Origin of the sequence: Kribbella koreensis (assembly GCF_039525325.1) — a bacterium.
GTDB classification, from domain to species: Bacteria; Actinomycetota; Actinomycetes; order Propionibacteriales; family Kribbellaceae; genus Kribbella; species Kribbella koreensis.
The window spans coordinates 26,352-46,029 of the sequence record NZ_BAAAHK010000013.1 but is presented as its reverse complement, the minus strand read 5'-3'; the positions used below and the strand labels follow the sequence as shown (position 1 = coordinate 46,029).

At 68.1% G+C, this 19,678-nt stretch carries 13 protein-coding genes; 4 read left to right on the top strand and 9 right to left on the bottom strand.

The window, feature by feature from the left end; genetic code table 11:
• Positions 1 to 57: 57 nt before the first annotated feature.
• A complete protein-coding gene (locus ABD116_RS24295; RefSeq protein WP_343976801.1) occupies positions 58 to 2,070 on the top strand; it encodes a glycosyl hydrolase family 28-related protein in 2,013 nt (670 codons plus the stop codon).
• 106 nt (positions 2,071 to 2,176) lie between these two features.
• On the opposite strand, the gene ABD116_RS24290 is transcribed toward ABD116_RS24295, so the two are convergent.
• Positions 2,177 to 3,766 carry a DHA2 family efflux MFS transporter permease subunit gene (locus tag ABD116_RS24290; RefSeq protein ID WP_343974518.1) on the bottom strand — a complete coding sequence of 530 codons (1,590 nt, stop codon included), beginning with the start codon at positions 3,764 to 3,766 and terminating at the stop codon, positions 2,177 to 2,179.
• Between the two features lie 118 nt (positions 3,767 to 3,884).
• On the opposite strand from ABD116_RS24290, the gene ABD116_RS24285 reads away from it, so the two are divergent.
• Complete coding sequence (locus tag ABD116_RS24285) at positions 3,885 to 4,328, top strand: MarR family winged helix-turn-helix transcriptional regulator (protein ID WP_343974515.1); 444 nt, start codon at positions 3,885 to 3,887, stop codon at positions 4,326 to 4,328.
• Between the two features lie 55 nt (positions 4,329 to 4,383).
• Positions 4,384 to 5,535, top strand: coding sequence for a pyridoxal phosphate-dependent aminotransferase (locus tag ABD116_RS24280; protein WP_343974513.1), 1,152 nt, complete (start codon positions 4,384 to 4,386; stop codon positions 5,533 to 5,535).
• Between the two features lie 137 nt (positions 5,536 to 5,672).
• Here the strand turns inward: ABD116_RS24280 and ABD116_RS24275 are convergent, their stop codons facing one another.
• The 4 genes from ABD116_RS24275 to clpB all read right to left on the bottom strand — a co-directional run bounded on the left by ABD116_RS24275 (position 5,673) and on the right by clpB (position 10,412).
• Entirely contained in the window at positions 5,673 to 6,269 is a 597-nt protein-coding gene (locus ABD116_RS24275) for a hypothetical protein (protein WP_343974510.1), read from the bottom strand.
• 594 nt (positions 6,270 to 6,863) lie between these two features.
• A complete protein-coding gene (locus ABD116_RS24270; protein ID WP_343974507.1) occupies positions 6,864 to 7,217 on the bottom strand; it encodes an ArsC/Spx/MgsR family protein in 354 nt (117 codons plus the stop codon).
• Positions 7,217 to 7,759 (bottom strand): hypothetical protein, encoded by a 543-nt coding sequence (locus tag ABD116_RS24265; protein WP_343974504.1) that lies wholly within the window; start codon positions 7,757 to 7,759, stop codon positions 7,217 to 7,219. Before ABD116_RS24265 ends, ABD116_RS24270 begins: the two co-directional genes overlap by 1 nt.
• 70 nt (positions 7,760 to 7,829) lie before the next feature.
• Positions 7,830 to 10,412, bottom strand: coding sequence for an ATP-dependent chaperone ClpB (gene clpB, locus ABD116_RS24260; RefSeq protein ID WP_343974501.1), 2,583 nt, complete (start codon positions 10,410 to 10,412; stop codon positions 7,830 to 7,832).
• A gap of 212 nt (positions 10,413 to 10,624) precedes the next feature.
• On the opposite strand from clpB, the gene ABD116_RS24255 reads away from it, so the two are divergent.
• A complete protein-coding gene (locus ABD116_RS24255; protein ID WP_343974498.1) occupies positions 10,625 to 14,359 on the top strand; it encodes a S8 family peptidase in 3,735 nt (1,244 codons plus the stop codon).
• Between the two features lie 40 nt (positions 14,360 to 14,399).
• Here the strand turns inward: ABD116_RS24255 and ABD116_RS24250 are convergent, their stop codons facing one another.
• The 4 genes from ABD116_RS24250 to ABD116_RS24235 all read right to left on the bottom strand — a co-directional run bounded on the left by ABD116_RS24250 (position 14,400) and on the right by ABD116_RS24235 (position 19,565).
• Entirely contained in the window at positions 14,400 to 15,671 is a 1,272-nt protein-coding gene (locus ABD116_RS24250) for a hypothetical protein (RefSeq protein WP_343974495.1), read from the bottom strand.
• Between the two features lie 89 nt (positions 15,672 to 15,760).
• On the bottom strand, positions 15,761 to 16,438 hold the full coding sequence (locus ABD116_RS24245) for a response regulator transcription factor (RefSeq protein WP_343974492.1): 678 nt from the start codon (positions 16,436 to 16,438) through the stop codon (positions 15,761 to 15,763).
• Complete coding sequence (locus tag ABD116_RS24240; protein ID WP_343974489.1) at positions 16,435 to 18,303, bottom strand: sensor histidine kinase; 1,869 nt, start codon at positions 18,301 to 18,303, stop codon at positions 16,435 to 16,437. Before ABD116_RS24240 ends, ABD116_RS24245 begins: the two co-directional genes overlap by 4 nt.
• On the bottom strand, positions 18,300 to 19,565 hold the full coding sequence (locus ABD116_RS24235) for a sensor histidine kinase (protein WP_343974486.1): 1,266 nt from the start codon (positions 19,563 to 19,565) through the stop codon (positions 18,300 to 18,302). Before ABD116_RS24235 ends, ABD116_RS24240 begins: the two co-directional genes overlap by 4 nt.
• Between the last annotated feature and the right edge of the window lie 113 nt (positions 19,566 to 19,678).

Here is a 19,678-nt window from a genome sequence, read left to right as displayed (position 1 = left end):
CGTAGTGTCCGGGCTCAGTACGGCACCGCCTGTGGGGCGGCCGTGAGTTCGAGGGGGATGTCGCCCGTGTCCCAGCTTCTCTTCCGCCGCCGGCCGGTCGTGATCGGCACAGTCGTCGGCGCACTACTCGCAGTACCAGGTCTGTCCGCGGCCGCCACGTCCAGTCATCATCCACCGCAGCCCACTCCCGCTGCGGTGGTGACCCGCGCGGGGATCGACCCGGCGCTGGTCCAGGGCCGGGGCGCCACCGTTCCGTTCGTCGAGCAGGAGGCGGAGAACGCCGTCACCACCGGCGAGAAGCTCGGCCCCGGCCGCGAGGCGTACACCTTGCCCGCCGAGGCGTCGGGGCGTACCGCAGTACGGCTGAACCAGGCCGGTCAGTACGTCGAGTTCACGCTGTCGCAGCCGGCCAATGCGCTGACCTTGCGGTACAGCATCCCGGACACGGCGTCCGGTGGCGGGCTGCGGTCGCCGCTTGACGTGCTGGTGAACGGCAAGCGGACCAAGACGATGACCCTGACGTCGGAGTACGCCTGGCTGTACGGCATGTATCCGTTCTCCAACGACCCGAACGTCGACCCGATCCCCGGCTGGTGGAAGCCGGAGCCGGACCCGGTCGCCAAGCCGTTCCGGCCGAACCACTTCTACGATGAGCAGCGGCTGTTGCTCGGCAAGACGTACAAGGCCGGCGACAAGGTCCGCTTCCAGTTGCCGGCCGGTGCGCCGGCCGCGTGGACCGTACTGGACGTCGCCGACTTCGAGCTCGTCGCTGCACCGCTGCGGCAGCCCAAGAAGTCCTTGGACGTAAGGCTTTTCGGGGCTGACCCGACCGGGCAACGCGACGCCGCGCCGGGCATCGACAAGACGATCGCGGTGGCCAAGAAGCTCGGCTGGACGGTCTTCATCCCGCCGGGTACGTACCAGGTCAACCGGCACATCGTCGTGGACAAGGTCACCGTCCAGGGCGCCGGCAACTGGTGGACGATCATCAAGGGCAAAGTGCTGCCGCTCGCGGAGCCCGCGCCGGACAAGTCGGTGCACAGCGCGCCGGGCTTCTACGGCAAGTACGCCGACGCCGGCGGCAGTACGAAGGTGCATCTGTCCGACTTCGCGATCGAGAGCGACGTGCGCGAGCGGATCGACACCGATCAGGTGAACGGCATCGGCGGTGCGATCGGTGGTGGGTCGACGATCCAGAACCTGTACCTGCATCACACCAAGGTCGGGATCTGGCTCGACGGGCCGATGAGCGGTCTGCTGATCCGCAACAACATCATCACCGACGCCGTCGCGGACGGGATGAACCTGCATCTGGGTGTCTCGAACGTGCGGGCCACCAACAACTTCGTCCGGAACAGCGGTGACGACGGGCTGGCGATGTGGTCTGAGGCGAACGCGGCCGGGCTGGTCAACCACGACAACGTCTATGACCACAACACGGTGCAGACGCCGGTACTGGCCAACAACATCGCGATCTACGGTGGTCGCGACAACGCGGTGACCGACAACCTCGTCGCCGACCCGATTCGTGAGGGCAGCACGCTGCATGCCGGGTCGCGGTTCGGATCGACGCCGTTCGAGGGGACGCTGTCGTTCGCTCGCAACACGACGGTGCGTGGCGGGCCGCGGGATCTCAACTGGGATCTCGGGCTGGGCGCGATCTGGCTCTACGCGTTGCAGTCGAACATGTCGGGCAAGATCGAGGTCACGGACAGCTCCTTCCTCGACTCGACGTACAACGCCTTCATGTTCGTCGTCGACTGGCCGGTCAAGGACGACTACACCTTGACGAACGTTGCCTTCCGCAACATCAAGGTCGACGGCACCGGCACCAACGTGGTGAACGCCCGGGTCGGCGGCTGGGCCACCTTCGACAACGTCGACGCCCGCAACGTCGGCGCCCCGTTCGTCAACAACTGCGGCACCTTCCACTTCACCGGCACTCCCGAGTTCGACGTCCGCCTGGGCACCGGCAACGACGGCAACTGGACCACCGACGCCGGCGCCCCCGGCCACTGCGAAGACCGCCCACCGGTAGTCCCCCCACCAGCCCCCAGCCCCTGGAACTAGCCCACCACCGTGGGGGTGGGGGCCCGCCCTCACCCCCACCGCACGCCCGACCAGCCCGCCACTGCGGGCCGGCCGGCCTGTCATCCAGCCCACGCAGCCCTGGTGCCTATCCGGCTCGCTCCACGGTCACCCCCACCACAGCTGCGGCCGCTCCTTCTACCTCCGCCGGCTCAGGCGCCGCAGGCGCCTGAGCCGGCGTTGTCTTTGCGCGGAAGGCGAGGATCAATGCGATCGCGCCGAAGAGCGCGAACCCGGCGGCTGACAACGCCGCGACGTGCATCGAGTGGATGAATGAGTCGTTCGCCTGGCCTACCAGCTCGGGGCGACCGATTGCTGCCGCCGTACGCCGGGTCGCTTCGGCCGACCCAGATGCGGCCTCCCGGGCGGCGTCCGGCAGTCCGGCCAGCGACGGGGCGATCGAATGCTGGTAGACGTTCGACACGATCGTGCCGAGGACCGCGATCCCGAGCACGCTGCCGACCTGGCGAATCGCGTTGTTGACGGCCGACCCCGCGCCGATCCGTTCCATCGGGAGCGTTGACAGGATGGCGGCACTGGTCGGCGCAACCGCAGTACCGATCGCGATCCCGGCGACGCCGCCGACGACGCAGTACCAGACGAGTGACGTGTCGACGGAGAAGGTGAGGTTGAGGACGTGGCATCCGGCGAAGACGGCCAGCGCCGTACCGGAGACCGCGGCGACGCTGAACCGGCGGACCAGCCGCGCACCGAGGGCGGATCCGATGACGACGCCGGTCGCGCCCGGCAGGGAGAGCAGGCCGGCGTGCAGAGCCGTCAGTCCGCGAGCGCCTTGCAGGTAGAAGGTGAGGTAGAAGCTCTGCCCGGTGATCGTGAGGAAGAGGGTCGCCATCCCCACGTTGCCCGCGGCGAACTGGCGATTGCGGAACAGGCGGGGGTCGAAGCTCGGGTGGGCTTCCTTCAGTTCGGAGTACAGGAAAGCCGTGATCAGCAGTACGCCGGCCGCGATGCTCCCCCAGACCTGCCAGCGACCCCAGCCGCCACTCTGACCGCCTTCGATCAGCCCGTACGTCACCCCGAGCAGCCCGAACGTCGACAACCCGAGGCCGAGCGGGTCGAACCGGCGACGCTGCGGGCTGCGCGGATTCGGTACGACGAGCGCGGCGCCGACCAGGCCGGCCGCGACGATCGGCAGGTTGATCAGGAAGACCGAACCCCACCAGAAATGGTCGATCAACAGCCCGCCGAGCACCGGCCCGACGGCGACCCCGATACCCGCCGACGCGGACCAGGCGGCGATCGCGCCGGCCCGGCGTTCGGGCGGGAAGACCCAGCCGATGATGGCCATCGAGGTCGGCATGATCATGGCGCCGCCGATGCCCATCAACGCGCGGGCGAGGATCAGGGAGACCGGGCCGTCGGCCCAAGCGGCCCAAGCCGAGGAGGCGCCGAACACGGCCATACCGGACATCAGTACGGTCCGATGACCGAAGCGGTCGCCGAGCGCACCGGCCGCGAAGAGCGCGGTGGCGAAGAAGAGGGAGTAGATCCCGAGCGCCCACTGCAGCTGCCCCGGGGTGGCGCCGAGCCCGTCGACCGGATCGGCGAGCCGCTCCAGCGCGATGCCGAGCACGGTCGAATCGATCCAGATCAGGATCGCGGACACAACAAGAATCGAGAGAATCCGGCGTTGCCGCCGAGGATCGACAGGATGCACGGTGACTCCTACAATTGACAGGGTCCTGACGTGATCGAGTCTGCACGACTCGACAGGAACCTGTCAATCTCTTCGGGCGAACTCTCGGTGGCCGCGGTGCGCGCGGCAGAATGGCGACATGGAGTCTGTCGATGAAGGCATGTGCGTCACCTTCCTGGTCCGCCACGCCTGGCTGAGCATGCGCTCCGCCGTAGCCGTCGCCCTGGCCGAGCACGACCTCTCCGTCCAGCAGTACGGCACCCTGCTCGTCCTCCGCGAAAACCCCGGCCAAACCATCGCCGAGGTAGGCCGCAAGGTAGGCACCGCCCGCCAATCAGCCAACGAGCTGATCACCGGCATGGAACGCTCCGGCCTCCTGGAACGCCGCCCCAACCCGGCAGACCGCCGCACCCACCAGATCTACCTGACCGAATCCGGCCAATCCCGCCTAGCCGAAGCAACCCCCAAAGTCCGAGCCGTAGAAGAAAACCTCGAGTCCGCCCTCACCCCCACCGACCGAGCCGCAGCCCGAGCCTGGCTAACCCGAATGGTCAACCCCGAAGTCCCCATCGACGAGCCGTAGCCCGCCGTGCGGATGCTTCCGCCGAGAGCCAGTGGGTCGGGTTAGGGTCAGAGGCATGCGTGGACAGGCTGGGCGGTTGCAGGGGCTGGGGACGACGATCTTTGCGGAGATGTCGGCGTTGGCGGTGCGGACTGGGTCGGTCAATCTGGGGCAGGGGTTTCCGGATACCGACGGGCCGGATTCGTTGCTGGAGGATGCGATCGCTGCTATCCGCGGTGGGGCGAACCAATACCCGCCGGGGCGTGGGATTCCGGCCTTGCGGCAGGCGATTGTGGAGCATCAGGAGCGGTTCTACGGGCTGAAGTATGACCCGGACACGCAGGTGCTCGTCACCACCGGGGCGACCGAGGCGATTGCGGCCGCGTTGCTCGCGTACGTCGAGCCAGGCGACGAGGTGATCGCACTCGAGCCGTACTACGACTCGTACGCCGCCTGCATCGCGATGGCCGGCGGACGTCGCGTACCGGTCACCTTGCGAGCACCCGACTTCCGGCTCGATATCGACGAGCTCCGGGCCGCGGTCACCCCGCGTACCAAGGTGCTGCTGATCAACTCGCCGCACAACCCGACCGGCACGGTCCTCGACGACAACGAACTGCGCGGCATCGCGTCGATCGCGGTCGAGCACGACCTGGTCGTCATCACCGACGAGGTCTACGAGCACCTGATCTTCGACGGATTGCAGCACCGGCCGCTCACGGCGTACGACGGAATGGCCGACCGCACCATCTCGATCGGCAGCGCGGGCAAGACCTTCTCGGTCACCGGCTGGAAGATCGGCTGGGTCACCGGTACGCCGGAAGTGGTCACCGCCGTGAACACCGCGAAGCAGTTCCTCACCTACGTCTCCGGCGCCCCGTTCCAGCCGGCCGTCGCCGGAGCGCTTGCCCTCGGCAACGACTACTTCGACACCCTGCGCTCGACCATGCAAGCCAAGCGCGACCTGCTCTGCGACGGCCTGCAGTCACTGGGCTTCGGCGTCCACCGCCCGCAAGGCACCTATTTCGTCACCACCGACATCCGCCCCCTCGGCCACACCGACGGCATCGAGTTCTGCCGCATGCTCCCCGAACGCACCGGCGTAGTAGCCATCCCCACCCAAGTCTTCTACGACAACACCGAAGCCGGCCGCCCCCTGGTCCGCTGGGCCTTCTGCAAAAAACCCGAAGTCCTCGAGGAAGCCCTATCCCGCCTAACCAAACTCTGATCTGCCCCAACCTGCCCCACCAATAAACGTGACACCCCACTCACCCCTGTGCAAGACTTGTCTCAGCTCCCTTGGGCTCCATGTGGAGAAGTGAAGCTGGGATTCCCTCCGGATGAAGGGGCCCAGCTTTCGCGCTTCTAGCGCACCTTCACCTGCCGAATGTCAATCGACTCGGAGAGCATGAGTAGCCATCGCGGCTCTCCCAACTCTGCTGCTGTCACCGCACCGGCGAGCGCGTCAGGCAACCAGAGCATCGGTTCATGAGTCGGCCGAGCGAAGTCGACCAGCAAGTCGCGCGAGATCAGTCCCTTCTCTCGCGCACTGTCGACCAGCCTCACATCGTGCCGATCCTGCGCGGGCGCGCGCGATTCGAGCCGGGCACTAGTGACGCCGTAGCCCTCAAGCTCATGCAGCAGGCATTCCATACAGCATCGTCGGGCGCGCTCCTGCTTTTGCCGGTGAACGGGTTTACCAAGGGCCACGACCGAGACGAGGTCCAACTCGGCGATGGTGTGAGTGATCAGGTCGCGTCGCTTCGTCGATTCGGCAACCCAGTGGAGACGGACGACCTTCTTTTCTCTCAAGGCCCGGAAGGTATCGCGAAGGTCATCCACGGCGGATACGTCGGTGATCACCGACGCTAGAGCGTAGGCACCCGGATGATCCTTGCCGACGATGATCGACTCGTCGATCCAGGCGGAGAGAGCGGAAGCAGGCGAATGGTTGCTGAGCATCTGGGGATGATGCAGTGTCTGAGCCGACGTTGGGGGGAGCCACTCGGTGGGCAGGATGGGGCAGCCTTGGGGCAGATCGTCTTACTCGATGGCACACCGATCGCCTTGTATGTAAGGCTTTACCTAGCTCCCGGGGGCTCCTCGTGGAGAAGTGAAGCCAGGATTCCCTCCGGACGGTGGGCCCTGGTGGTCGCGGTCGGCAAGGGCTGGGTACCCCTCGGGAGGGGCGGACCCAGCCCTTGCGGCTTTCTGGCCGTTGGAGTCGGGCAGATCGGGGCAGATCGCTTGGATGGGTGGCAGGCGATTCGCCTTGTGTGTAAGGCTGTTGCCAGCTCCCTAGGGCTCCTTGTGGAGAAGTGAAGCCAGACTCCCGCCGGACGACGGGCTCTGGTGCTCGCGGCACACAAGGCTGGGTCCACCGCTCGGAGGAGTGGACCCGGCCTTGTGTGCTGACTGGGGCAGGGTGGGGCAGATTCGCCGGTGGCTTGGTGCGCGATCGCCTTGTGTGCAAGGGTTGTGGCAGCTCGCCACGGGTTCCTTGGTGGGAAGTGAGGCTGGGATTCCCTCCGGACGGTGGGGCCCAGCTTTCGCGCGTTAGGGACCTAGGAGACGGGTGAGGGTTTCTGGGTCTCGGGCTATGGCTGTGGTGCCGTTGTCTGTGGTGAGGATGGGGCGTTGGATCAGGATCGGGTTGGCGATCAGGGCGGCGATCCAGTGGGGGCGGTGAGCCTCGTCCATGGGGAGAGCTGCGACGGCTTCGGCGGCTGGTTCGTTCATACGAGCTACGTGCCAGGGGGCCAGGTTGAGGCGGGTTAGGACTGCTTCTAGTTCTTCTGCCGTGGGTGGGTCGTCCAGGTAGCGGCGGACTGTGTACGTGGCGCCGGCTTCGTCTAGAGCGGTGGTGGCGGCTTGGCATTTGGAGCAGGCTGGGTTGATCCAGATTTCCATCAGCGGGGGCCTTGGAACCAGCGCTTGGTGGGTTCTTGGAGCATCAGGTATAGGAGGGTGGCGTGGAGGGCTACGCCGAGGATCGATGCTGGTAGGGCGGTGAGGCCGCCGGCTATGCCCAGGGCGGCGACCACGATCAGCAGGGTGCGGGCCCAGCGGCGGCGGTGGCGGAGGAAGAAGGCTGGGAGCAGGTAGAGGGCGCTGCTGATCAGGACGGCGGCGACTACTACGCCTTTGGCCGACGGGTCGCCGGTGAGGGTTTTGGCGATCTCGGTGCCGGCTGAGGTGAGCATGAAGAGGCCGAGGAGGACGCAGAGTACGCCGAGGGCCAGGGAGATCGCAGCGGCGATCTTCACCTGCTTCGGCGGTACCGCCTCCCGCCCGGGAACCGACGAGTACGGGTTCTGGCCGAAGGCCCCGCCGTACGGGCCAGGGCCGGGACCGGAACCGGGCTGTCCGCCAAAGGGGGGTTGCTGGCCGGGCGAGCCGAAGGCGCCTTGGTAGGGGCCCGGCCGATCGTCACCGCCGTACTGATCGCTCACCCCTTGATCCTCGCAGACAAAGCCAAAACCACCCCGCACCCAACAGGCACGAGGTGGTTTCGGGCGGAGGTCAGGCGGCGGTGACCTCCAGGGTGTCCTTGGCCTCGCTGAGGCGGACGTGGACTGTGTCGCCGTCTCGGATGGTGCCGGAGAGCAGGCCTCGGGCCAGTTCGTCGCCGATGGCTGATTGGACCAGGCGACGGAGAGGACGAGCACCGTAGACCGGGTCGTAGCCGGTCATGGCCAGCCACTCCATCGCGTCTTCGCCGACGTCCAACGTGATCCGGCGGTCGGACAGCCGCTTCTGCAGGGCGACGATCTGGAGGCCGACGATCTTGGTCAGTTCCTCCGAGCCGAGCGCGTCGAACAGAACGATCTCGTCGAGCCGGTTGATGAACTCCGGCTTGAACGCCTGCCGGACCACGTTCATCACCTGGTCGCGCTTGACCGAGTCCTCGATCGACATGTCCGCCAGGTACGCCGAACCCAGGTTGCTGGTCAGCACCAGGATGACGTTGCGGAAGTCGACCGTCCGGCCCTGGCCGTCGGTCAGTCGCCCGTCGTCGAGCACCTGCAGCAGGATGTCGAAGACCTCGGGATGCGCCTTCTCCACCTCGTCGAGCAGGATCACGGAGTACGGACGCCGCCGGACCGCCTCGGTCAGCTGGCCGCCTTCCTCGTACCCGACATAACCAGGCGGCGCGCCGACCAGCCGCGACACGCTGTGCTTCTCCCCGTACTCCGACATGTCGATCCGCACCATCGCGCGCTCGTCGTCGAAGAGGAAGTCCGCCAGCGCCTTCGCCAGCTCCGTCTTACCGACACCCGTCGGCCCGAGGAACAGGAACGACCCCGTCGGCCGGTCCGGGTCGGAGATGCCCGCCCGCGCCCGCCGCACAGCGTCGCTGACGGCCTTGACCGCCTCGCGCTGGCCGATCAGCCGCCGACCGAGCTCGTCCTCCATCCGGAGCAGCTTGCCGGTCTCGCCCTCGAGCAGCCGGCCGGTCGGGATGCCGGTCCACATCGCGATCACCTCGGCGATCTCGGTCGGCCCGACCTCCTCGTTGACCATCGCGTCCGGCCCGTCCAGAACCTCAGGCTCCGCGGCGGCCGCCTCCAGCTCCTTGGTCAGCTCGGGAATCTCGCCGTACAGAATCTCGGAGGCACGCGCCAGCTCGCCGTCACGCTGAGCCCGCTCGGCCTGACCGCGGAGCTCGTCGATCCGCTCCTTGATCTCGCCGACCCGGTTCAGCCCGGACTTCTCCTTCTCCCAGCGAGCCTCGAGCGCACGCAGCTCTTCCTCGCGATCCGCGAGGTCCGCACGCAGCCGGGCCAGCCGGTCCTGCGACGAAGCGTCCTCCTCGCGCGACAGCGCGAGCTCCTCCATCTTCAACCGATCGACGGTACGCCGCAGCGAGTCGATCTCGACCGGCGACGAGTCGATCTCCATCCGCAGCCGGGAAGCAGCCTCGTCGACCAGGTCGATCGCCTTGTCGGGCAGCTGCCGGCCGGTGATGTACCGGTTGGACAGCGTCGCCGCGGCCACCAGCGCGGAGTCGGAGATGGCGACCTTGTGGTGCGCCTCGTACCGCTCCTTCAGCCCGCGCAGGATCGCGATCGAGTCCTCGACCGACGGCTCACCCACGAACACCTGCTGGAACCGTCGCTCCAGCGCCGGGTCCTTCTCGATCCGGGTCCGGTACTCGTCCAGCGTGGTGGCGCCGATCATCCGCAGCTCACCGCGCGCCAGCATCGGCTTCAGCATGTTGCCGGCGTCCATCGCGCCCTCGCCGGACGCGCCCGCGCCGACGACCGTGTGCAGCTCGTCGATGAACGTGATGACCTGGCCGTCCGACTCCTTGATCTCGGTCAGCACGGCCTTCAGCCGCTCCTCGAACTCACCCCGGTACTTCGCTCCGGCGACCATCGCCCCCAGATCCAGGCTGATCAACCGCCGCCCGCGCAGCGACTCGGGTACGTCACCCGCGACGATGCGCTGGGCCAGTCCCTCGACCACGGCCGTCTTGCCGACGCCGGGCTCACCGATCAGCACCGGGTTGTTCTTCGTACGCCGGGACAGCACCTGCACCACGCGCCGGATCTCCGAGTCGCGCCCGATCACCGGGTCGAGCTTGCCGTCGCGAGCCCGCTCGGTCAGGTCGACGCCGTACTTCTCCAGCGTCTTCGTCGTACCCTCGGCCTCCGGCGAGGTGATCCGCCGGTTGCCGCGCATCTTGTCGAACGCCTGCAGCAACGCATCCGCAGTCACGCCCAGCGCGGTCTGCGCGACCCCTTCGACGGTGGCCAGCGAGATCAGCAGGTGCTCGGTGGAGACGAACTCGTCCCCCAGCCCCAGCGCCCGCTGCTCAGCCTGGTTGAGCACGTCGCTCGTCTTCGGCGACAGGCTCGGCGCCTGCACGCTGCCACCGCTCGCCTTGGGCAAGCGGCTCATCGCCTCCGCCGTGCGGCGGCGTACCGCGTCGAGGTCACCGCCGGCGGCCTCGAGCAGACCGACAGTGGTCCCCTCGGGCTGCGCGAGCAGTGCCGACAGCAGGTGAATCGGTTCCACGGTCGGGTTGCCGGCCGCAGACGTCTGACGGATCGCGACCGACAGGGTTTCCCGGGCCAGCGTCGTCAACCGCTGAACGTCCATCTGGTTCCAGCCTTTCAAAGCTCAGTTACAGGTCCTACTAGAGACAACTTATCCAAACTTGAGTCCATTCCGCTCAACTCTGTCGAATCCTGGGGAAAACTCAGGGAACTCCCGGGCCGCCCGACCCTTCGAGGAACCTCGAAACGAGAACCACCGGACGCTCAGTCGCGTCTTCCTCACAGAACGCAGCTTCTGCCCACTGGAGGTCCGTCTTGCCCAGCCATCGCTGGATCCCGCCCTTGCTGGGGGCCGCGCTCCTGCTCTCCGCGGCACCCCTGCCCGCCCAGTCAGCACCACCCAGCCAGCCCGCCAAGCGCAGCCACCCCGCCAAGCAACAGGCGAGCGCCACCGTGACCCTGATCACCGGCGACCGCGTCCGGGTCACCACCCGCCCCGGCAAGCCGGACCAGATCGCCTTCGAGCCGGTCAGCGGCAGCCGCTCCGACTCAGCCGTCACCAGCTACTCCAACGGCCACACGTACGTCGTACCCTCCGCAGCCACCGCCGATGTCGTGGCCGGCCGCCTCGACCGCACCCTGTTCGACGTCACCACCCTGATCGCCGAGCACCGCGACGACGCGCACAGCAAGACGATGCCCGTCATCATCCGGTACTCCGGACCCGCCGCCCTCACGAAGGCCAAGGCCAAGATCCCCGGCTCAGCCAGAACCCGCACACTCACCAGCCTCGGCGCCAACGCCGCCGCGATCACCAAGACCAAGGCCGCCGACTTCTGGCGCTCCCTCACCCCGGGCAAGACCGACCGGGTCGCCGGCACCGTCCAGCACATCTCGCTGGACCGCAAGGTCACCGCCAACCTCGACCAGAGCGTCCCCCAGATCGGCGCCCCTGCCGCCTGGCAACGCGGCCTGACCGGCAAGGGGGTGAAGGTCGCGATCCTCGACACCGGCATCGACCCGACCCATCCGGACGTGGCCGGCCGGATCGCCGATACAAGGAACTTCACCCGTACGCCGGACGCGGTCGACCACAACGGCCACGGCACCCACGTCGCCAGCATCACCGCCGGCAATGGCGCTGCATCCGGCGGGAAGTACAAGGGCGTCGCCCCCGAAGCCAGCCTGCTCGTCGGCAAGGTCCTGGACGACGACGGGAACGGCGACTTCTCCGACATCATCGCCGGTATGGAGTGGGCCACGGCCCAGGGCGCATCCGTCGTCAACATGAGCCTCGGCGGCGATGCCAGCGACGGCACCGACGACCTGTCCCAGGCCGTCAACCAGATGAGCCGATCCACCGGCGCCCTCTTCGTCATCGCCGCAGGCAACTGCTTCTGGCCACAACCGTTCACGGTCAGCACACCGGCCGCCGCCGACGACGCCCTCGCCGTCGGCAACCTGACTCGCACGGGCGAGCTGAACGATTCGTCCTGCCGCGGCCCGCGCAAGGGCGACGGCGCCCTCAAGCCGGAGATTTCCGCACCAGGCACCGGCATCGTCGCGGCCCGCGCCGCCGGCACCAGCCTCGGCGACCCGGTCGACGACAACTACACAACGCTGTCCGGTACGTCGATGGCCAGCCCTCACGTCGCCGGCACGGCAGCTCTCGTCGCGCAGGCCCACCCGACCTGGAAGGCCGCGCAACTCAAGGCCCGCCTGATCTCGACGGCCGACCCGCAGCCCGGCAGCCGGGTCGACGAACAAGGCGCCGGCCGCGTCGACGCCGACCAGGCCACCGACGACAGCGTCACGGTCGGCACGGGCGAGCTGGAGCTCGGCGTACTGCGCTGGCCCTACCCCGCGAGCGACCCGGTCAGCCGCGAGCTGACATACCACAACCCCAGCAGTTCTCCGGTCACACTCGACCTCGCCGCCGACCTCGACCCGGCCAAGGCGGCCCCGAAGCTCAGCGCGAGCCAACTCGTAGTACCGGCTGGTGGTGATGCGACGGTGACCGTCACCGCCGATCGCGCGGCGGCCGGCACGGGCACTTTCTCGGGTCGGGTCACAGCGACCGCGGCCGGCGCGGACCCGATCGTGACGACCATCGGCTGGTACGCCGAGCCCGAGCTCTACGACCTCACCATCAAGGGCATCAACCACGACGGGAGCCCGGCCAACACGTTGCTGAACATCGCCCGGCTCGACGGCGAACCGATCGACTTCGGCCCGTTCGGCGTCGCGATGCAGGACGGCACGGTCACGGTCCGGGTGCCACCGAGCAAGTACGAGGTGACGAGCACCTTCATCGGAACGTGGCCCGAGAGCGGCCTGCAGCGGTTCGACCTGGTCGTCGGCCCGGAAACGACCGTCACGAAGGACACCACCGTCACGCTCGACGCGCGCAAGACGAAGCCGGTCCAGACCAAGGCACAGGGCCGCCCGGACCTGACCTTCCGTGAGGCCGGACTCTCCTACCTGCGCAACGGTTCCGACGGCAACCTCGCTGGCGGCAACGGCATCTCGTTCACCGGCGCGCCCCGCGTCCTCGCGGTCACTCCGACGGCGAAGGCGACGATCGGCCGGAGTGAGTTCTCGACCGGCGGCCGGCTGGAGGTTCCGCCGTACCGGGCCAAAGTCGTTGGCGGCAAGGCGATCACCGCCCTCGACTTCTACGTCGGCCCGCGCTTCACCGGCACCAAAACCCTCGATCTGTACGACGGTGGCGCGGCGAACCCGGGTGAGCTGGCCGGCGCCAAGGGCAAACTCGTCCTGATCAAGTCGACCGACACCGACCCGCGCTGGAACGGCGTGCTGGTGAAGCTGGCCGAGGACGCCGGCGCCGCCGCGACGCTGCTCTACAACCCGGACTACCCAGGCATCGACGGTGTCTTCGCCTACTGGGCGACCGGCGACGGCCCCGTAGCGACGATCCCGGCCGCTCGCACGTCACGCGTGCAGGCCCAGCAACTGATCGACCGGCTGAAGAAGGGGCCGGTGTCCGTCAAACTCACCGGCGTGACCGCGACCCCGGTCGTCTACGACTACGCGAAGGCCTGGGCGAATCAGGTCCCGGCAGGCGCCCAGCTCGTCCTGAAGCCGAACCAGCTGGCCCGGGTCGACGACATCTTCGGCGCGCACGTCGCGGGCACCGAGACGTCGGAGATCCGCACGTCGACCACCCCGCTGGGCGGCGGATTCGGCAGCTGGCTGCTCCCGGTCATGCCCACACCGGTACGCCGTACGTCGTACGTGCTCGCCAACGGCCTCAAGTGGAACAGCAGTCTCGTCGTCAACAACAACGGCGACGGCGCCGGAGTCCAGACACCCGACAGGACCTACCGGGCCGGGACTCACACCACTGAGCGCTGGATCGCGCCGGTGGAGAACAGCGGCCTGCCCGCGGCGACGACGCCGTACGCCTTCGTGAGCAGGGCCGACAACGGTCTGGGCGTCTCCCTCAGCCCGTTCCGGCGCGGGCCGTTCGAGTTCGGCGACACGTTCGGCGGGCTCGGCGAGTTCGCGACCACGCTCCAGCGCAACGGCGAGGAGGTCGCCTCCTCCGACCAGCCGGGGCTCTGGGCTGAGGTGCCCGCGGACGCGGCGGAGTACAAGATCACCCTCGACGCCAAGCGGGAGGCGGCGTTCTGGCTGTACTCGACGCAGGTGAAGTCGGTCTGGTCGTTCAGGTCGAGCGGTAGCGACGAGGAGGTGATGCCGCTCGTGCTGGCGGATGTCGATGTGCCGCAGGCGGACGACCTCAACCAGGTCAAGGTGGGCAAGCCGACGACGATCACCCTCGGCCTGCGGCACCAGGCCGGCTCCAGCTCGAAGGCGAAATTCACCGAGGCGACGCTGGAGTTGTCGTACGACGGTACGCACTGGACCACGCTGCCGCTGACGAAGGTTGCTGACGGCAAGTACCGGACGACCGTGACGCACCCAGCCGCTCAGGCAGGCAAGGCGCCGTCGCTGCGACTGACCGTCGGCGACTCGGCCGGCGGCAAGCTGGAGCAGCAGATCACCAAGGCCTACGGGCTGAAGTAGCCGGTCGAGGGGGTGGCTGAAACCACCCCCTCGACTTTCTTCAGGACTGGTAGGCGCCGGCGTCCAAGTGCTCGATACCGGCCAAGGGCTTGCCCGCGAGGTCGAACGCGAAGTCGGAACTCTCACCGCGTCCGATGGCCGGGCTGCCCGCCTTGGGGCGCAAGTTGGTGGCGCTGGTGAAGAGCGGGTCCGCCTTCACCGAGTTCGGACCGAGCGTGAACTGGTACTGGCTTCCGGAGTAGACACCACGGTCCTCGTCCGCGCTGTCGGCCGGGTTGCCGGTGTCGAAGGCGTCCTCGTAGCCGACCTTCTTGCCGACCTTGATGATGTTGCCGCTCAGCTTGAGGATCCCCGCGCCACAACCCTCGTCGCAGCTGAAGCCGTCGCCGTTGGGCAGGTAGACGGAGTTGTTCCGGGCCACGGTGCCACGGACCGGTCCGATGTCGCTGCTCGCGCCGCGGGTGACCAGGAAGCCGCCCTGGGCCTTGGTTGAGGTGACGCTGTTGTAGCCGAACACGTTGCCGTCCGCGGTCTTGCCGGTGCCGTTGCGGCCGAGTTCGGTGAAGGTCTCGTTGTCGGCGGTGGTGTTGTACTCGATCCGGTTGTCGTTGCCGTTGAAGATCTCGACCGCGGCCCCGTCGAAGCCGTAGTCGTAGCTGAACGCGTACTGGCCGGCGATCACGTTGCGGCTGATCAGGTTGTCGTTGCCGTGCACCAGGAAGCCGAACGCCCCGGCGTCGTCGTCGGGGTCCACGTCCTTCGGTGTCAGCACGCTCATCTTGGTGTTGTCCTTGATCGTGCTCCACCGGACGATGTTGCCGTCCGAGCCGTCGACGATCGAGATCCCGGCGGCGTTGGCGTCGGCCTGGACGGTGTCCATCACGATGTGGTCGCCGAACAGCTCGAAGCCGGCCCACTCGCAGTTGCTCGCGCGCAGGTCGCCGACGAACCAGTACGAGCCGGTGATCTTCACGCAGTCGGTGACCGGGCCGCCGACGACCGGCAGGTTGCCGCTGCCGTAGGCGCCGACGACGATCGGGCTCGCGGCGGTCCCCGATCGCGACAGGGTGAGGGTGCCGGTCCAGGACCCGCCCCGCTTGAAGTTGATCTGGTCGCCGGGCTGGAAGGCGAATCCGTTGACCTTGGCCAGACTGCGCCAGGCGGTCGCAGTACTGGTGCCGACGGCTGAGTCGCTGCCGGCGGACGAGTCGACGTAGTAGGTGGCGGCGCTGGTCGTGGCGTGCGCGGTTGCCGGTGCTGTCAGGAGGGCGGCGGACAGGGCAAGTGCAGGTACTGCGGCTAGCTTTCGCATGCGATCCTCGTTCTTCACGGGGTGCGCTGGCTGCAGCGGCGTCGCAGTTATCTTTCCGGAGTTTTGCCCCGGCCGTCAACGCCTGACATTCACCGTTGGCCCGCCGTCACCAGGCCGGCGTCGTAGGCGAGGATGACGGCCTGGACCCGGTCGCGCAGGCCGGTCTTCGCGAGCATCCGGCTGACGTGGGTCTTGACCGTGTGTTCGGTCAGGTGCAGTCCGGCCGCGATCTCCGCGTTGGAGTTGCCCTTGGCAACCAAGATGAGGACCTCGCGTTCGCGGGCGGTGAGCACGTCGAGCCGCGCGGCGACGGACGGGTCGAGGCTGTTGTCGGCGAAGCGGTCGATCAGGCGGCGGGTCACCGGTGGCGCGAGCAGCGCGTCGCCGGCCGCGATCACCCGGACGGCGTTGATCAGCTCGTCGCGGGACGAGCGCTTGAGCAGGAAGCCGCTGGCGCCGGCCCGCAGCGCGTCGTACACGTACTCGTCGAGGTCGAAGGTGGTCAGGATCAGGACTCGTGGCGCGTTCACCGTGGCGGCCAGCCGGCGGGTCGCCTCGATGCCGTCCATCACGGGCATACGGACGTCCATCAGTACGACGCCGAGGTCGAGCACCGCGGCCGCCTTGCGGATCGCGTCCGCGCCGTCGACGGCCTGCGCCACCACCTCGATATCCGGCTGACCGTCCAGGATCATCGCGATCCCGTCCCGCACCAGATCCTGGTCGTCCACCACCATCACCTTGATCGGCGCACCCCCGTCGCTCACCGACCCACCTCCGCCTTCGCGGCGACCGGGAGCCAGGCTTCGACGGTGGTACCGGTGCCTGGAGACGTGTGGATGTCGAGGGTCCCATGGTGAATGCGGACCCGCTCGCGCATACCGGGGAGCCCATGGCGGCTGCCCTTGCGCGCCGCCGCGAGATCGAACCCACGCCCGTCGTCCGTCACCGTGACGGCAATCCCTTCGGTGCTGATCTTCACCGCCACCTTCGCTCCCGTCGCCTCGGCATGCTTGGCCACATTGGTCAACGCCTCCTGCACCAGCCGGTACGCCGTGAGCTGGTGCCCCACCGGCGGCACCTCGGGATCACCGTCCAGCTCCAACTCGACCGCGAGCCGGTCATGCGACACGTCCCGCACCAGCTGCCTGAGCTCCGCCAGCCCGGGCTGCGGCGCCAGCTGTGGATCCGGCACCCCGTCAGCATCCCGCAACGCCGACAACAACCGGTCCAACTCGCCGAGTGCCCGCCGCCCGGTGTCGCCGATCCGCTGGAACCCCTCCAGCACGTCCCGATCCCCACGCCGCAACAGATCCGGCCCGGTCTCCGCCTGGATCACCATCAGGTTGACCGCGTGCGCCACCACGTCATGGAGATCCCGCGCGATGTTCGACCGCTCGGTGAGCACGACCTGCGCCGCATCCTGCTCCTCGCTCCGCCGCTCCAGCTCGGCCTCACGCGCCGCGGCCGCCCGGTTCCGGCGATAGAGCCTGGCCAGTACGCCGGCAGCGACCGCCAGCGCCAACGCGGCCGACAGCAAGACCGGCCACTGGTGGTCGACCATGATCTCGTACGGGAAGTTCCGCTCCCGGCCGGTGAAGCCGTCCCAGTCCAGATACCCCTTCAGCTTGGGGAAGACGAGCTTCATCTGCGAGTACCTGATCAGCTCGGCGACGACCGGCAGCGCCACCAGCACAGCGGTTGCCACAGGCAACGACAGCCGAAGCCGTCGGTTGGAGGCCAGCGAGTACAGGGCGACCGCGAGCGCCCCGACGATGCTCCAGCTGAACGACGTCTGCCAGTACGCCAGCAGGGCGCCGATCGCGAGCACCACCGCTGGCACGACCGGCCACTTACGCCGAAGTACCAGCGTCAGAGCCGAGAACGCAATGCCGTAAGTCATCCAGCCGGGCGCGCTCCACCACAGCCCTTTGCCAAGGTCCCTGCCGAGGTCGAGCAGGATCAGGGACGCCGCCGCCATGGCCAGGACCCCATCGAGAGTGACCACGGCAGGTACGAAGGCACGGAGGTCATCGAGGCGTCCCCGGGCACCTCGCTCGACCACCACGCGCTGACGGACGAGCCGGTAGACCACGCCCAGCACGCACACCGCGAAGAGCGCGGCCGAGAGCCAGACCGGCCACTCCATCGACAGGATCCGGCTGTAGCCCCCCGGATAGGAATCCGAGGCGTCCGGCAGGCTGGAGTAGTCAACCGCACCGTCGTAGATCGCCGGAAACAGCCAGTTCGCGATGAAGGGCCAGCTGACCTTGGCCCCGATCGGCAAGGCGGTGATCACTGCCCCGGCCACCAGCGCCGTGACGAGTCGGCATCGCGAGGCCAACGACCAAAGGGCGAGCGCGGTTCCGGCCAGGATGACGAAGTCGATGTCCCCGACCACCACCGAGCAAAAAGTACCGATCAGCAGCCCCACCGATGCCAGCACCGGATCGACCCGCCGAATGGCGATCAGCGCCGGAGCGACCGCCATGAACAGCTGAACCGCCAGCGACGCGTGGGTCCATCCCCCATTCACCTTGATCAGCTGCACCTGCGTGATCGCCAGGCCGATCACCGCCAGCGCGATGTCGGACTGAGTGCTCGCCAGGAAGGCTCTGAGCCGGGTGTTCATCCGTTCGCCTGTTCTTCGGAGTACGGGAGCAGGGCGCTGATCGTCGTACCGATGCCTGGCTGGGAGTTGATCGTGAGGGTGCCGCCGTGGACCCGAACCCGTTCGCGCATCCCGACCAGGCCGTGCCGGCCGTCGGCCGGGCTGTCCGGATCGAAGCCCTGCCCGTCATCGGTGATCCGCACCCCGACACCGGTGGCGCTCACCTCGACCAGCACCTGTACGGCGCTCGCCCGCGCGTGCTTGACCACATTGGTCAGCGCCTCCTGCACCAGCCGGTACGCCGTGAGCTGCGCGCCGTCGGGGACCCGGTCGGTCTCACCGTGAATCTCCAAGGAGACGGGCAGGCCCTGCTCGGACAGGCCGTCGGTCAACGCCCGCAGTTCCTTCAGACCCGGCTGGGGCGTGAGCGACGGATCCGGTACGCCGTGCGCGTCGCGCAGCGCCGACAGCATCCGGTCCAGCTCCCCCAACGCCTTGCGGCCGGCGTCGCCGATGCGCTGGAACCCCTGCAGTACGTCGCCTTGCTCACGCTGGACCAGGTCAGGCCCGGTCTCGGCCTGGATCACGATCAGGTTCACGTGATGGGCGACCACATCGTGCAGGTCACGCGCGATCTGTGACCGGCCTTCCAGGAGTACCTGGACCTGCTCGTGTTCCTGGTTCTGCTTGAGCAGCTCGGACTCCCGGACCGCGGCCAGCCGGTTCTCCCGGCCCATCCGCACCAGCAGACCCACTGCCCAGGCGGCGAGCATCAGCGCCGACAACCAGATCGGCCACGCCCTGAGCGCCCACGGCTCGTCTCCTTCGACACTGCCGACGTCGGTGACCAGCCGGGCAATCGGCCTGCCCGCGACCAGCCGGCCCACCACCGGAAGGGCGACGAGACCGCTTGCCGCCACCGCCAGCGATCGTGGCCAGGAGCGCCAGACGCCGAGCGAGTAGAGCGCCACCGCGAGGGCAGGCGTCAGCACCCAATGGGTCTGAGTCACCGGATAGATGAGCAGGCCGGTGAAGCCGAGGATCACGCTGGGGATCTCCGGGGCCACTCGGCGCAGGGTCAGCGACGCGGGAGCAGCGCAAGCGAAGAGCAGCAGCTCGGGCCGGGCTCCGGCCCAGGCCCAGTGCGTCCCCTGACTCCGGTTCGCGGTGATGTCGTAGACCATCGCCGCGACCAGGGCGCCCGCCAGCAGCCCGTCCAGCCAGAGCCGGTTGGCCGGGTCGGTCAGGAATCGCCGGATCGAGGGCAGGGAGGGTCCACTCACCTGTTCATTCTGCGACTTGACAGGGGGCTGCGCCGTCACTCTTTGGAGTGATGGTCTGTTGCGATCGGTCATCCGTTGCAGTGAGCAAGGAAGGCTCTTGACGGCGATGTGGC